This is a genomic window from Acetobacter sp. ESL1128 (assembly GCF_058505085.1).
In genome coordinates, this window is the sequence record NZ_CP196369.1 from 2,596,142 (window position 1) to 2,610,620 (window position 14,479).

9 protein-coding genes are annotated in these 14,479 nt (G+C 56.2%); 3 read left to right on the forward strand and 6 right to left on the reverse strand.

Annotated features, from left to right (window positions below; translation table 11 throughout):
• Nucleotides 1-327: 327 nt before the first annotated feature.
• From ACSYTG_RS12140 to ACSYTG_RS12155, 4 genes are all read right to left on the reverse strand, one after another.
• A complete protein-coding gene (locus ACSYTG_RS12140) occupies nucleotides 328-1,770 on the reverse strand; it encodes a cytochrome c (protein ID WP_095350199.1) in 1,443 nt (480 codons plus the stop codon).
• Nucleotides 1,763-3,400 carry a GMC family oxidoreductase gene (locus tag ACSYTG_RS12145; RefSeq protein WP_354858016.1) on the reverse strand — a complete coding sequence of 546 codons (1,638 nt, stop codon included), beginning with the start codon at nucleotides 3,398-3,400 and terminating at the stop codon, nucleotides 1,763-1,765. The genes ACSYTG_RS12140 and ACSYTG_RS12145 overlap by 8 nt, the downstream gene beginning before the upstream one ends.
• Before the next feature lie 22 nt (nucleotides 3,401-3,422).
• A complete protein-coding gene (locus tag ACSYTG_RS12150; protein ID WP_165925934.1) occupies nucleotides 3,423-3,980 on the reverse strand; it encodes a sugar dehydrogenase complex small subunit in 558 nt (185 codons plus the stop codon).
• Nucleotides 3,981-4,437: 457 nt separating this feature from the next.
• Entirely contained in the window at nucleotides 4,438-7,185 is a 2,748-nt protein-coding gene (locus tag ACSYTG_RS12155) for an autotransporter outer membrane beta-barrel domain-containing protein (RefSeq protein ID WP_489783368.1), read from the reverse strand.
• A 351-nt stretch (nucleotides 7,186-7,536) separates the two neighbouring features.
• On the opposite strand from ACSYTG_RS12155, the gene ACSYTG_RS12160 reads away from it, so the two are divergent.
• From ACSYTG_RS12160 to ACSYTG_RS12170, 3 genes are all read left to right on the forward strand, one after another.
• Nucleotides 7,537-8,202 carry a DedA family protein gene (locus ACSYTG_RS12160; RefSeq protein ID WP_489783369.1) on the forward strand — a complete coding sequence of 222 codons (666 nt, stop codon included), beginning with the start codon at nucleotides 7,537-7,539 and terminating at the stop codon, nucleotides 8,200-8,202.
• Between the two features lie 274 nt (nucleotides 8,203-8,476).
• Nucleotides 8,477-9,079, forward strand: a complete 603-nt coding sequence (locus tag ACSYTG_RS12165) for a Crp/Fnr family transcriptional regulator (protein ID WP_491706431.1) — start codon at nucleotides 8,477-8,479, stop codon at nucleotides 9,077-9,079.
• 348 nt (nucleotides 9,080-9,427) lie between these two features.
• The gene (locus ACSYTG_RS12170) at nucleotides 9,428-11,293 is read left to right on the forward strand and encodes a hypothetical protein (RefSeq protein ID WP_489783371.1); all 1,866 of its coding nucleotides are present in this window, start codon (nucleotides 9,428-9,430) and stop codon (nucleotides 11,291-11,293) included.
• 90 nt (nucleotides 11,294-11,383) lie between these two features.
• Here the strand turns inward: ACSYTG_RS12170 and ACSYTG_RS12175 are convergent, their stop codons facing one another.
• Entirely contained in the window at nucleotides 11,384-12,676 is a 1,293-nt protein-coding gene (locus ACSYTG_RS12175; RefSeq protein ID WP_253529785.1) for an NAD(P)/FAD-dependent oxidoreductase, read from the reverse strand.
• Between the two features lie 189 nt (nucleotides 12,677-12,865).
• Nucleotides 12,866-14,257: an NAD-dependent succinate-semialdehyde dehydrogenase gene (locus tag ACSYTG_RS12180; protein ID WP_354858029.1), complete on the reverse strand. Its 1,392-nt coding sequence runs from the start codon at nucleotides 14,255-14,257 to the stop codon at nucleotides 12,866-12,868.
• Nucleotides 14,258-14,479 lie beyond the last annotated feature (222 nt).

Sequence of the window (14,479 nt, forward strand, 5' to 3'; positions counted from 1 at the left end):
CAAGCTGCCCGTGTTCATAACCCTCAACCAAAATCACCAAAGACCAATATCGGCGAGAGAGGCAGCAACATGCAAGTAACCTTACGAATGCACAACCGGCTTTGATAGCTTTACCCTAACGCCAGACCGAGCGAGACGTGGCACCATGTGCATCCAATTACCTGCTTATACCTTTTTAGCATAGAGCATTCCTCCACCCGCCCAAACGCAATCTGCCCCGCCAGCGCCCACAAGGGGAACATAACGGGGCAGACTTTGTAAGCGTTTACCGGGCCTTCAGGGGCATGCACTTTTGTCCTGCGGCTTATCCGCCACAGGCAGCGGGCCTCATGGATGCTCTGGTGGCGTAGGCTGGGCTGCCTCCTTGCCCGAAGCCGGCACGGCAGGCGGGGAGGCAACAGTTGCAGGTGCTGCGGTTGCCGGTGCTGGCACCGGAGCAGATGCGGAAGCAGGAGCCGGGGCCGGGCGCGGCTGGCGCATGGCCGCAACCTGCTCGGCATTAACCTGATGGTCCCCACTCCCGAACCTGATGGTCAGGTAATTGACCAGTCTGGCAATTTCCTCATCACTCAGGCGTTGCACATCGGAATGACTGCCAAAAGAGGGCATGCTGGCATGGCCAGACGGCGTCGTGCGGTTAACACCTTCCAGAATAGTCATGATCAGGTTATCCGGCCGCCCCGAACCCACAACGGAGTTGGTGTAGAGCGAGGGCACGTACTGGTCCGCCGTTCCTGCGCCATTGGCACCATGGCAGGCTGCGCAGTTTGCATCGTACAGTTCAGCCCCACCCATTTCGTACAGATCACCGACCTGATGGACAACACCGGACCGAATATCAGGCTCCTGTAGCGCCTTGCCAAAACTGTCCCGCGCCTGATGCTCCATGTCATCATCATGGGCAGGAACCTGTTTGATAAAGGCGGCCAGCGCATGCAGGTCCTCATCGGTAAGGTGGCTGGTGCTATGCTCAACCGCCTCCCCCATGGGGCCGGCGGCCTGACTGCGCCCTTTGGCATGACCCGTTTTAAGGTAGGCTACCAGATCATCCTCGCTCCAGTCCCCTATGCCGCCAGTATTGCTGGGCGTAATATTGGGCGCGAACCAGCCATTCAACTGGCTCCCAGCCAAGTACTGGTCCTGCTGCTCCACCAGCATGAAGTTACGGGGCGTATGGCAGGTGCCACAATGCTCCAGCGCAGTAGCCAGGTAATGGCCACGGCGGAGCTTGTCATAGGTTGCGGAATCCCCTGTTTCGGGCTTTTCGCTCTCGGCCAGCATGTTCCACGCCATCATGGACATACGGATATTGCCGGGGAACCCCATTTGTGTTTCAGGCGCTTTTTCCGCCACCGGCTGCACACCGTGCATGAACCATGTGTACAGCGCCTTGACGTCCTGATCAGTCAGCCCGGCGTAGGACACGTAAGGCATAACGGGGTAAAGATACGCCCCATCTTTTCGCAGGCCACGGCGCAGGGCTTTTTCAAAGTCCTCCAGCGTGTATGCACCAATGCCGTTTTGGGGGTCGGGCGTTATGTTGGTGGAAATCACCGCCCCTTTGGGAGTGGCAATTTCCAGCCCCCCTGCAAAGGGCTTGCCGCCGGGGCGCGTATGGCAGGCCACGCAATCACCCGCGGTTGCAAGGTATGCACCACGCGCCATAAGTGCCTGCTCGTCATCCGCAGCATGGCCGGGTGTGGCATGCACTCCGCCAAAGACCGCCCCACCCAGCAGAACAGACCAGAAAATATGTTTGAAATCAGCCATGGAGCAGTTCTTTTTTCAACGTATCGGCAACACGCAGCGCAATGGCCGCTACGGTCAGGGTGATATTCCCCGTTCCCACGGTCGAAAAGACAGACGAACTGGCAATAAACAGGTTTTCATGGTCATGCGTGCGGCAATGCCCATCCACCACGGAATCCTTGGGGTCCACGCCCATAATGGTGCTGCCCGAGGGATGATCCTGCGGGAAGTAGCCCGGTGTCCATTCTTCATCCGTGCCATGCATCAGGTGGATCAGCTGCTTGAACACACTGCGCGTGTGGTCACAGCTACGCACCGTGTACTGGGGCAGTTTGTAATAGACTTCGGGGTGCGGAATACCCAGTACGTCTTTTTCCGTCTTACTCAGGGTCAGGCGGTTTTCGGGGTCGGGCAAAGCCTCGTTATGGCTGAACAGGCGCACCGTGTGCGATGCAAGGTAGCGGATCTGCTCTTCCAGCTCCCGACCGACATACCCTTTGGAAATGGCAAGCTGGGTGGCAAAGTCCACCTGATTATCATCCACCATATGCACAAGGTACGCACCGCGTTCGTTCCGCCAGCTTCCATCCCGGAAATTGTCGATCACGTTTGTTTCCAGCGGCCCGCGCCCCGGCCAGAGCGCCTTGTCCCCGCTAATAAACGTCACCTGCACGCCGGTATGGTCCATCATGTTCCGGCCGACATGGCCTGAACTGTTGGCAACCCCATCGGGGCTCTGCTCATCGGCGGACAGAAGCAGGAGCTTGGCGGTTTCAATACAATGGGCGGCAATAACAAAGTATTTTCCGCTCACACGGTGCGACCCTTTATCGGGATCGTAATAGTGTAGCGCTGTAACTTTTTTATTCGCGGCATCCCGCTCAATTTTGTACACAACCGCATTGGGGATAAACTTCGCCCCGGCTGCCTCGGCATGGTAAACGGAATAACTGCCGTTATACATGGCCCCGATCGGGCAGATGGGCATGCAGTTATTATGCCCTTCGCAGGTTGGCCGCCCATCATACGGGCGCGTGTTGCGAGCCTGCGGTTCATGCACAATGCGCCAGGGGGTTTTTTCCGTAATCAGCTTGCGGAACTGCTCCCCGGCATAGGACAGGGGCAGAGCTTCCATGGGGTAGGGCTGCTTGCGGGGGGAGCCAAGGTCTTCCACGCTTGGGTCCGGCCCGCAGACGCCCATCATCACCTCGGCCTGATAGTAGAATGGCTCCAGATCATCATAGGTCAAGGCCCAGTCACGCCCCTGTCCGTAACGGGTTTTCAGCTCAAAGTCCGATGGCAGGTAACGCCATGCACAACCGGCCCAGTGCCATGTTGTGCCCCCCATAAGCCGCAGATAAGCCTGCTGGTACGCCTCTGCGTCCGGGCCGGTCGTGTGGAGGTATTTATTGGGGGACTGCTGGTTGGGCGGATGGGGCGCCCACGGCGTGCTGGGGAACGGCCCCTGATAGGAGGGTTTGTTCTCCAGATTACGAAAGTTCTCTACAAAATGCTGCCGGTCCACGCGCGGACCGGCCTCGAGCACGATAACGGATATTCCAGCGCGCACCAGTTCGTTGGCAATGGAACTTCCGGCAACGCCGGACCCGACAATAACAACATCAGCGGAAAGATTCTGGTCAGAAGACATAGGTTTGGACTGCTTCAGTTCTTCAGGTGGGTTCCACGACAAACGGCGAGGGCGAAAGGGCCGGCAGACCGGTCGGACGCGCGACCTCGGGCGGCTTGGTGGTCCAGTAGAATGGACCACCTGCGGCGTAGGTCTTGGGGTAAATTGCATCTTTGGTGATGTCGAACATCAAGGCCGTGCGGTACACAACGACCTTGCCCCCCGCAACACCACGGTACCAGCCGATCATGATGTCATGAATCGTCTCTTTTAAGGCCTTGTCGGCTTTTTCCGCCGCTTTTGCCAGTTCGGCCGCGGTGATCAGCCTGTACTTTGCCTTCAGGTCATACAGGGTTGCGATCTGGGCCGTACGTTCTGGTTTGGCCTGCACCATACCGGCGTACAGGGCAGCGCCTACGGCGGAGTCCAGCTCCGTGCGGTCTGTCAGACAATGAGAGACATCCATAAACCGGGCAAGGCCGGGGTCAACGGCCGGCACGGGTGGAGGCACTGTATCCAATGCCGGAGCAGCACTGGCCCCACCCCATGCTGCCAGAGCACCAATGCCCGAGAGCAGCACATCACGACGCATCAGCCGCATGGACTGGTTCAGCTTGATTGCATTGGGCGATGCACGCCATGAACCCTCCACTGGGGAACGTCTTTCTTGCGTCACAAAAACTCACTCCACCCTAAAATCATAACCCCGACCGGAACGCAGAATATCCCGGACATTATTGCGACAACCGAACAGACAGTCTGCCCTCTACATAAACCAGAGCACTGGCTCCAAGGGGTGATAAAGCGGAATAACTCCTCTGAACGAACAACAGAACCCCCAAAAAAGAGCAGTTCTCGCCCGATCACAGCCCTCCGGCCCATAGGGAACCAGATAAAGCACTTTATTCCTGTGTTGATATTTTTGCGCATACAGGCAAAAGTGGAGTGTTATATCAAATTTTTCTTTACCTTACGGCACCTCCGGCATGCGCCTGCCCTGCCAGCACTGGGGTTGTGTGCCGCAATACAGGCATATGCCAGATAAGGGCCACACTCCGTTAAAAACGGAAGGTCACGCCACCATGCGCACCACTGCTGGAGGACGGCCCACCATACTGCCCCAGATAGGACACGCCGATATCTATCAAGTCTGTCAGTTTAACACTCACCCCCACATCCATGACCGCCGCGTTCGGGCTAAGGGATATGCCGGCAACCTCCATGCCATAAGCACCAGAACCAATGGCAAAGGCCTCATGCGTGGTGGCTGTTAGCAGGCCAAAGGCGTGCCGGTAGCCTAATGTGGCATGTGGAGTAACCCATGCCCCATGTGTCTGGAAAGAAGCGGAAGCCCGCACTCCGAACGTGGCAAACGTGACCCCACTGGTCATTGCCCGCCCACGCAGTGCTGCCACGCCCCCACGCTCCCGGAAGGAACTGGTATGCTGGTTTACGTAAGCCACATTACCAAACGGCTCCAGCACAGCCCGCCCCGTATGGAACCGGTAGCCCAGTTCGCCCACACCCTGTGCCGTGCCTCCATCATAATGGCTAGACAGGGTGTTGCCAAAACCCGCAAACGCCACCCTGCGTGAAAGGGAGAGCAGGTTCCATGTGTAATCGCCCTCTATATGCAGGCGCCACCCGCCCCAGCGCGCGCCCACATACCCCCCCAGCGTTATGTTGTTGCTCCGGCCAGACGCGCTGCGCCCTCCGCTGTCCACCATGGAACGGCCATAACTGACCAGCCCCCCAACACGCCACCGGGCCTCCTCCCCCAAAGGCGCATCTGCCCCCATGATAAACCCGGATGTAGAATGGTGCAGGCTGGCCGCATTGCCATTGCCGCTATTATTGCCAAAGCCTCCATAGGCCTGGCTCCACACTGCCGCGCGCTCTGCCGTGCAGCCCTCCTCCACACCGCGCCCATGCCGCGTGCCCAGCACATGCACGTTTTGCTCTGTTGGCCCATTATCACACCAGGCTCCGGCCAGCCGGTCGGATACGGCCTGCCGCACATACATGGAATCCTGCACCAGAACCGTGCGCATGGAGGCATGGACTTCGCCCGACAGGGCATCCAGCGCACCATCCACCGCGCGGGTACCCCCAAGCTGCACTACTGCACGCACCACGGAACTATCCAGCGCCACGCCTTGCAATCCATTCCCTGCGGCCCGCTGGTTCCGTGTCTGTGCCACTGCGGCAAAAGGCACAGAATTACGCAATAATTGCAGGTTTACCGTATTTGCCGTGTAAAGCAGGGTGGGAGATAAAAACGGGTAAATGCTCGCCTGTTCCAGACTCACCCCTTCATACTGCCCGCTTACACCCTGTGCGGCGGATAACAGGGTGTATTTCTCCCCGTAACGCAGGTTCTGCTCGGCACCCAGCAGGCGCACGGTGCCACCGGACAGGTTTGCACTCCCCGTAACCCGCACCAGTTCCTGCGTGGTGGACAGGTTATTAACCAGCAGGGAGGAACCCTGGCTCATGCTCAGGTTCCCCACCACATTCAACTGCCCACCAGTGCTCCCCACTCCGGGCGAAAGAGCAGCACCGGAGGCCACCGTTGTAGTGCCAACACGCCCCTGCCCCGCCAGAGTGGCTCCACCGAGCACATTCACCGCGCTGCTGACCCCGCCATCAACCTCCAGCACCCCGGACTGCACATCCGTCTGCCCGGTGTAGGTATTGGTCCCGGATAAAATAAGCGTCCCCTGCCCGGCCTTGGTCAGCCCCCCATTGCCCGAGAGCGTGCCAGACAACACCGCCATTCTGCCATTGGTATCAAAGGTGGACTGCACGCCACCGGTCAGTTGCATGGCCATTTGCGTGGTTAAGCCGGAATTAATCAGCTTGATGCCCCCGCCAGACAGGATCAGATGTGACTGCCCGCCTGCTCCTTCCTGATCCACCAGCGCACTGAGCGTCTGGCCATTGGCCACCCGGTCCCCCAGTGCCAGCGTGCCGCCGGATTGCAGAATAAGCGTGCCATCGCCATTGGTGTTGTCCGTACCAAAATAGACCTGCCCGCCCACAAACAGCATACCGCCATTGCTGACCTGTGTTGTACCCGTGCCGCCAGCGCCCCCCGAACCACCATTGACGTAATAATCCTGGCTTGCCTGCAAAAGGGAGTTGGCACCATCCACCGTTACAGTGCCTATGCCATCACCATACATCCCAATAGCCACTGTACCCACCAGCACCCGCCCCCCATTGGTAATGTTAAGGGTGCCGTAGGTTTTGTTGGTCGTGCCAATAAACGGGCTGCCGTAATTACTGTTATCCCCCGTTGCCACGACCAGAAGGCTCTCGGGTGATGTCACTATCTGGGAGCCCGCGCCAGAAACATTGACCAGACCATCCCCCCCGCTCCAGCCAATCTGCATAACCGAGCGGTTGAGCAGCAGAGTCCCTCCCCCCTGAATGGAAAGAGTGCTGGTGCCCGAGGTGGTAAACCCGACATAAACCTGCGCAGTGGATGTGACCGTGGCCCCTGTGCCCACAATTCCCAGCGTAGCCCCACCATCCACGCAGAGTGGAGATGGGGCTATATTGTTTGAGCAGGCCCCCCCCGGTACAAAAAAACTTTCCTGACCATTCACCACATATGTTGTCTGGCTTCCGGTCAGGTACAGGGTGTTATCTGCGTGAGCAGCCTTTTGGAGCGCCACATTCAACCCGACCAGAATACCCAGAACCGGGCCTGACAAAGCGAACGAACGGACTCTGGCGCGAGAAAACAGTACAATTTTAGTGCTGTTTTTGCCCATGGAAATGCCTGCACGATCTAATTTCATGCAACTGTATTCCTTATCAGATTAATGCTGTTACTCATGAATTTGTCTTAATTATAAGCACACATGAAAATATATTGAGCGTTAAAAAAACGGTTATTCCAATTTATTGAGATTATTTGATATTTTATTAATTGATTATAAATACGTTTGTTTAAAAATTATTGACTGTATGTTTTTTTGTTCTTATTTTTCTAACTTAGTTCTGTTCTTTCTCTTCCGCTGGATAACAGTACTCCAACACCACCAGCAGCCAGCACCAACTCAAACATGGCAGGAAATGCAGCCATGCAACAGAAAGCCTTTCCACCCGTAACACTCTGACTGCATCAGAAAACGGAAACGCCAAAAAGGATGCTCCCCCTGCTACATCATCTGGATACGCTGCTTCAGCATTACGGTTACGGTATCGTGACCCTGCTTGTTCTGATGGAGAGCATGGGCCTGCCTGTTCCGGCCGAAACCTGTATTATCACCGCATCGCTGTACTGCCTCAAAACCCACCATCTGGCCATTCAGGGTGTTGCGCTGGCGGCTATTGCCGGGGCGATCCTCGGGGATAATCTTGGCTACCTGATCGGGCGGCATTTTGGGCTTCCGCTCCTGCAAAAGCACGGGCGCAAGGTCGGCCTGACGCCAGAACGGCTGGTGCTGGGCCAGTATCTGTTCCGCCACCACGGTAGCGCCATTGTTTTTCTGGGGCGGTTTGTTTCTGTCCTGCGCGTTTTTGTGGCCCTGCTGGCTGGGGCGTGCAACATGCACTGGAAGCGCTTTATGCTTTTTAATGCACTGGGCGGCACATGCTGGGCCGGGGGGTACGCAATGGGCACCTACCTGCTGGGGCGAAAAATATCGGAAGTTTCCGGCCCGACCGGCATAGCCATAGGGGTGCTGACCGTAATCGGCCTGCTTGGCTCAGGTCTTTTTTTACGCAAGAACGAAAAACATCTGACCCAACTCGCCCTTGCCGAAGAAAAAAACCTCGAATCCCCGCAGCAAAGCACCATTTCAGCCGCCTGAAAGGCTGCTCCATTCGCTCTGGCAGCCTGTTCTGGATGATATTGTGAAACGGTTCCGTTTCGTTTATTTAGGACCCAACAGCAACCTCGTCATCATGACAGCAAGGGTTTACCGGCATGGCGGTCACACATCATGAACCAGACCACCTGCCCGCCTCCGCGCTGCCGCTTGGGTGGTAACCAGCACCGTGCCTTACTCTCGACCGCTGCATAATCTGGAGTATTCCGGGGAGCATGCCCCAAGCACTCCACCTAGTCTTGTGGAAGAAGCATGCTTGGCTCTGGAGCGCATTGGCTGCGACCTGAAAAAACCCGCAAAAAGCATTGTGTTCCGGCAAGGTGAAAGTGCCGATTTTATCTATTTTATACAATCCGGAGCACTCAGGCTGGATTACCAGCTTGAAGATGGCCGCAATCTGGTGCTTGATTTTTTATGGCCCGGCAGAGTTTTGGGCATTGTAGAAAACGATGTTTACGCCTGGTCTGCCATTGCGTTGGTAGACGTGCACCTCAAGCGCCTGCGCCGGAGTGCCGTGCAAACCCTTGCCCAGAACTATCCGGGCATAACGGATTTACTGCTCAAGCAGAAAACAGCCTCCCTTATGGCGGCCAAAAACCATATTATTCTGATGTCCCACTCCACAGCGACCAGCAAACTGATCGGTTTTCTGCTCGATTACAGCAAACAGCCTGAATACTTCAACCAAGCAACGCAGGTGTTAACGCTGGTTATGAGCCGTAAGGATATTGCCGATTATCTGGGCATGACGTTTGAGACAACCAGCAGAATTTTCAAATATCTGGAAACCAAGAATTACATCAAAAAAATCAACCACCGGCAGATACAACTCAACACCCGCATGCTGCTGGACCCATAACCTGTTCGGCCAAACCCACCTGCGCGGCATAATCCAGACCAACCCATCATCTTTTTCTGGTCATGGCCTTGAAGGTTCTTATTTTACACAGTTATGCAGATCATAAACACGCCTGCTTTTTCAGACTTTTTTATATTCTACGCCCCTGTTCTTCCTACAGTTTACTGAAAAACCACTGTACCAGTCTGGCACTTCCGGCCGTTTGGGCGGCCTGAATTCGCCCTGTATGGATGGGTCGCCAAATTGGCATATCTAGACTGGAGCAATACCCGTTAAATCACTGCTTCGTTACCGGTAAGGCGTTGAAAGGATAATCGTCTCCAGCCGGCCACACGAGGATCGGTCAGGGTGAAAAAACAGTCTTTTCTACATCTCTACACGCAGGACCTCTGGTATTTTGGGCTATCATGCGTTCTGGGCTGCATGGTCAGCTTCCCCCGCGCAGCTCTGGCCGACAATAGTGCCGAAATTGCACAATTGCGCAGCATGGTTCTGCAACTTCAGGCACAGGTTAAAGACCTGCAGAAAAACCAGCGGACACCCCGTAGCCCCCTCCGCCACCAGCCCCGTGCGGAACAGAACCCCACCAGCCACTATGCCTCTGGTCAACAGGCTTCTGGCACAGCGGGCACACGTCTGGCACGCTCACCCTCCATGCCAAGCCAGCAGACGGAAGAACTGGCCGGGCCAATCCGGATCAACAACCAGCCAGTCGAACCATTTTCTGCCGACCCTGCCCCCACAGCCATGGCGCAGGACACGCCAAGCGTTAAAAACATCAACCTGTCTTCTTCCAGCCCTACCGCGCTCACCCAGACAGAAGTGGACAGCCTACCCCCTATTTTCAAAATTGGCTCAGTCTCAGTCAAACTGGGGGGATTTGTGGATATGTCCAATATCTACCGAGACAAAAACCTGACCGCAGGCCCAGCAACCCCTTGGGGTGCCTTCCCTTACTCCGGAAACCCCAATGCCCATGCCTCCGAATACCGCCCGACCGCCCAGCTCAGCCGCTTCAGCCTGCTGATTGAGGGCAAACCCGCCCGGGGGGTTACCGTTGAAGCTTACGTGGAAAGCGATTTTGGCGGTTCTGGCAGCAATTCCAATGCCGTGCAGACCAACAGCTACGTGCCCAGAATGCGACAGGCCTATCTGGCGGCAGACGACCGGGATCTGGGCCTGCACTTTCTGGCCGGTCAGGCATGGAGCCTGACCACGGGCTACACCAGCACCCTGCTGCGCAGGCACGAACAACTCCCCCCTGTTGTGGATAGCAACCTTATTCCCGGCGTAACCTTTACCCGTGTGCCTCAGGTGCGCTTTATCAAGGACTTCCACCGTAAGTGGTGGCTTGGCCTGTCGGTTGAAACCCCGCAGGCTACCCTTGGGTTTGATGATTCCACGCTGGATTCCGGCGGCAACATTCCACCCGCCATGGGGCAAACGTCTGGCCCGCATGTAATCTATAACAGCACGGGTACAGGCATGCTGGACCCCGAAGCCCATTACAGCCTTGATGCCGCGCCGGATATTGTTCTCAAGACTGCGGTGGACACTTCTGCTGGGCATTACGAACTATACGGCTTGGCACGGTGGTTCCGCACCATTGTTGTCAATGGCGGGGGCAGTGGGGGGCTTGGTGGTCAGGCGCATTCCCGGGTTGCCTTTGGGGGCGGTGTTGGTGGCTCCATGGCTGTGCCGCTTCTGTCTGGTAAAATGCAGCTAGTGGGGGATGTGCTGGCAGGCAGAGGAATTGGCCGTTACGGCCCCAGCCAGTTACCCGACATGACCTTCCGCAGCACCGGCGCACCCGCCCCCTTGCACGAAATTATTGGCTCCCTTGGCCTGATCGGCCACCCGACGGACAACCTGCTCCTGTATTCCTATGGTGGTGTGGAAGCCGCCCACCGCACGGTTTATGAAGGAGCGGATGGCAACTATTACGGCTATGGCTCCCCCAATGCCAGACTTTCAGGCTGCTCCCTGATGATGGGGGTCTGCAATGCCCAGACCCAGTCCCTTATATCGTACACAATGGGTGGGTGGTGGCACCTGCTGGATGGGCATTACGGTAGTGTTATGGCGGGCCTGCAATATACCTATGTTCGAAAATTTGCTTTTCGGGGCGTGAATGATACCGGAACGACAACCCGCCCAACCGTAAACGGCAACACGGTTTTTGTAACCTTCCGGTATTATCCTTTCCAGAATTAGGCCAGAAGCAGGCCGGGGCCTGAAATACCTGAAGACAAAAACCGAAAAACACAGGGGCCTACAACTCCCCCTAATCCTGCTTGGCCGGGATTAATCCAGCCTTACAGGGGGGCGGATAAAGGTTTCAATCCTGTCCGCAAAAATGGAGGCCAGACCACGCAGTAATCCGTACAGTTCAACCTGATGTTTTCTGTAAAGCATGATATGGCCAATACGGGCAGAAAGCCCGCGCATAAAGCCGCCCCCCAACACACGCCCACCCGGCAGGGCCGCCCAGCCATTATAATTGCCCAAGGCAACAATAGCCCCCTTGTTATGAAAAATGCAGCCAGGCACTTCTTGACCGTGCTCAATCCAGGCAGGCAGGTGCCGGGCAAGGTGAATGGCCTGCTGGCGGGCAACCTGCGCGGTTGCTGGCAAAGGGTCATCCACAATAAAGGAGCAGTCCCCCATTGCAAAAATCCGGTCGTCATCCACTGAGCACAGGTTGGGTTTAACCTGTATCTGCCCCGCACGATTGAGCGATAGCCCCCCATAGGCACGCGTAACTTCCGGCGCTTTAACCCCAGCAGCCCAGACACGCAGCATGGCAGGCACATGCGTGCCATCCTTGAGGATAAAGCCGCTCTGATCCGCCCCTGCCACTCTGGCCGATGTGCGCACGGTTACCCCAATACGCTCCAGCTCCTGCTGCGCTGCCACCGAAACAGATTCGGGAAAAGCCGGGAGAATACGTGCACCGGACTGAAGCAGCGTAATACTGAGCTTGGGCGGCTCCTTGCCAAAGGCATGCAGGCTGACCGGGTCCACAATTTCGAGCGATTTATGCAGTTCCGCAGCCAGCTGGGTGCCCGTTGCACCGCCACCAACAATGGCAATGTCCAGCTTGGATGTGCTGGCGAACGCCTTGAGCAGTTCCATGCGGAACTTCTCGTTAAAAGAATTGGCTTCGACCAGATTATCAATAAACAGGCAGTTTTCCTTAACTCCCGGTGTACCAAAATCGTTCGCGCAGCTTCCCACCGCCAGCACTACAGCATCATATGTCAGTGTCCGGCTTTCCAGCACCGGCGTGCCATCGGAGGCATGAAAAGGGCTTAGAGTTACCTGCCGTTTCTCCCGATCCAGAGAGACGACCTCACCGGGCCAGAACTCAAAATGGTTGCCGCTGGCCTGCGACATAAAACTGATCCGGTCATTTTCGTTCATGACCGTCCCTGCCGCAAAACAATGCAGCATGGGCTTCCACACGTGGCAGAAGCTTTTATCCACCAGTGTAATGCGGGCCTTACCCTGCCTGCCCAGCGTTTTACCCAGACGCGTTGCAAGAGCCAGCCCGGCCACACCACCGCCAACAATAAGAATTTCAGACCTGGATGCCATCGGTTTTACCAACCTCTTTAAAAAACACGCAGAATGGAAGAGCAGCCAAAAGGGTTTCCCGCATGGGAAACACAGAAGAATTATTTTAGTCCGGGAGTTTCATTCTGATACTTTTATAAAAAAGTATCTTATTCAGTCAGTATTTTTTGAAAAACCCGGTGGAATATTACTTCCACCGGGCTGTGTTCATCAGAACGGTGCGTCAATATCAACAGTGTTGATCAGCTTGTGGTTAACAAACTCCTTGATCCCCAGACCGATCAGCTCGCGGCCATAACCGGAACGGGCAATACCCCCGAACGGAAGATCGGCCTTTGGTGCCAGCGGATGGTTGATAAACACCATGCCTGTGCGTATCCGGGCGGCAACACGTGCACCACGCGCCTCATCCCGCGTAAAGACAGACCCACCCAGACCATAGGGCGAATCATTGGCAATACGCACGGCGTCATCTTCATCTTTCGCACGGTAAAGCTGTGTCACCGGGCCAAAAAACTCCCAATGGCGGGCTTCGTTATTCTCATCCAGACCGGTCATGAGCAGCGGCTGGAAGAACGCGCCCTTACCCGGCACGGGGGCACCAATAACTTCTACCTTTGCGCCATGGCTCATGGCCCGCGTTACCTGATCGTGCAGGTCATCCTTGGCACCCTGGGAAGAAAGCGGAGCCAGTGTGGTGGCTGGGTCCATAGGATCACCCGCCTTAAGCTCGGCAACACCTTTTTTGTACAGCTCCAGAAAGCGGTCATACACGGCATCAGCCACAATCAGGCGCTTGGCAGACACACACACCTGCCCTGCATTCCAATGGCGGCCCAGCACGGCCCATTTGGCAGCCTTTTCCACATCGGCATCATCCAGAACAATAAAGGCGTCTGCGCCACCCAGTTCCATGGTTGCCTTTTTAAGGGCTTTGCCCGCCGTGCCTGCGATAATAACGCCAGCACCTTCGGACCCGGTCAGGGCCACGCCGCAAACGCGGGGGTCATTCAGGATCATGGCTGTATGCGGGCGCGCAGCATACAGGTTGCGGAACAGGCCTTTGGGCAGACCGGCTTCTTCCATCAGGCTCTGGCAGGCTGCTGCACACTGCGGCAGGTTGGAAGCATGCTTAAGCAGCACGGCATTACCGGCAGAAAGCTGGGGCGCAATAATGCGCACAACCTGATAGAAGGGGAAATTCCAAGGTTCGATTGCCAGCACAATACCCAGCGGTTCATGCACCAAAGTGGCCTTGCCTTCCGAGGGATCGGCAACCGGCAGGGATTCAGGCTGGAGCAGTTTTTCGGAAAATTTTGCGTAATATTCAAAAATTTCGGCTGAAAGAATCACTTCTTTTTTGGATTCTTCAAACAGCTTGCCCATTTCCAGCGTGCCAAGCAGGGCATATTTATCCACATCCCGGCGCAAAATGGCGGCGGCGGCCGTCATGACCCGTGCACGTTCTGCAAAGGATGTTTCGCGCCAGCTTTCATAAGCTGCGTGAGCCTGTGCCAGTGCGGTCTGCACTTCCGCATCCGTTGCATCGGGGAATGTGGCTAGAACTTCGCCCGTATAGGGGTTTGTTGACGCGTAGGCCATTTTTTCCTCACAAGTATTAAAAGTCGCCAAGGCAGAAGTGTGCACAATCTACCCCGCACCCGATGCGCGACCGCGCACAACATCGGGGCGATTAAAAATAGACCAGTCTATTTAATTGTTGGCACATGAGAAGCAGCCGGATGCTGCCCGCTTCTTGCGCCCACAACCTGGAACAACAGTGCACGACCATAACTCCACACAAACAGCACCCCGCCAAAACCG

Bases quoted from the DNA above. Each gene is read 5' to 3' on its own strand.
- ACSYTG_RS12140 (WP_095350199.1), bottom strand. From the start codon at position 1,770: ATGGCTGATTTCAAACATATTTTCTGGTCTGTTCTGCTGGGTGGGGCG.
- ACSYTG_RS12145 (WP_354858016.1), bottom strand. From the start codon at position 3,400: ATGTCTTCTGACCAGAATCTTTCCGCTGATGTTGTTATTGTCGGGTCC.
- ACSYTG_RS12150 (WP_165925934.1), bottom strand. From the start codon at position 3,980: ATGCGGCTGATGCGTCGTGATGTGCTGCTCTCGGGCATTGGTGCTCTG.
- ACSYTG_RS12155 (WP_489783368.1), bottom strand. From the start codon at position 7,185: ATGAAATTAGATCGTGCAGGCATTTCCATGGGCAAAAACAGCACTAAA.
- ACSYTG_RS12160 (WP_489783369.1), top strand. From the start codon at position 7,537: ATGCTCCCCCTGCTACATCATCTGGATACGCTGCTTCAGCATTACGGT.
- ACSYTG_RS12175 (WP_253529785.1), bottom strand. From the start codon at position 12,676: ATGGCATCCAGGTCTGAAATTCTTATTGTTGGCGGTGGTGTGGCCGGG.
- ACSYTG_RS12180 (WP_354858029.1), bottom strand. From the start codon at position 14,257: ATGGCCTACGCGTCAACAAACCCCTATACGGGCGAAGTTCTAGCCACA.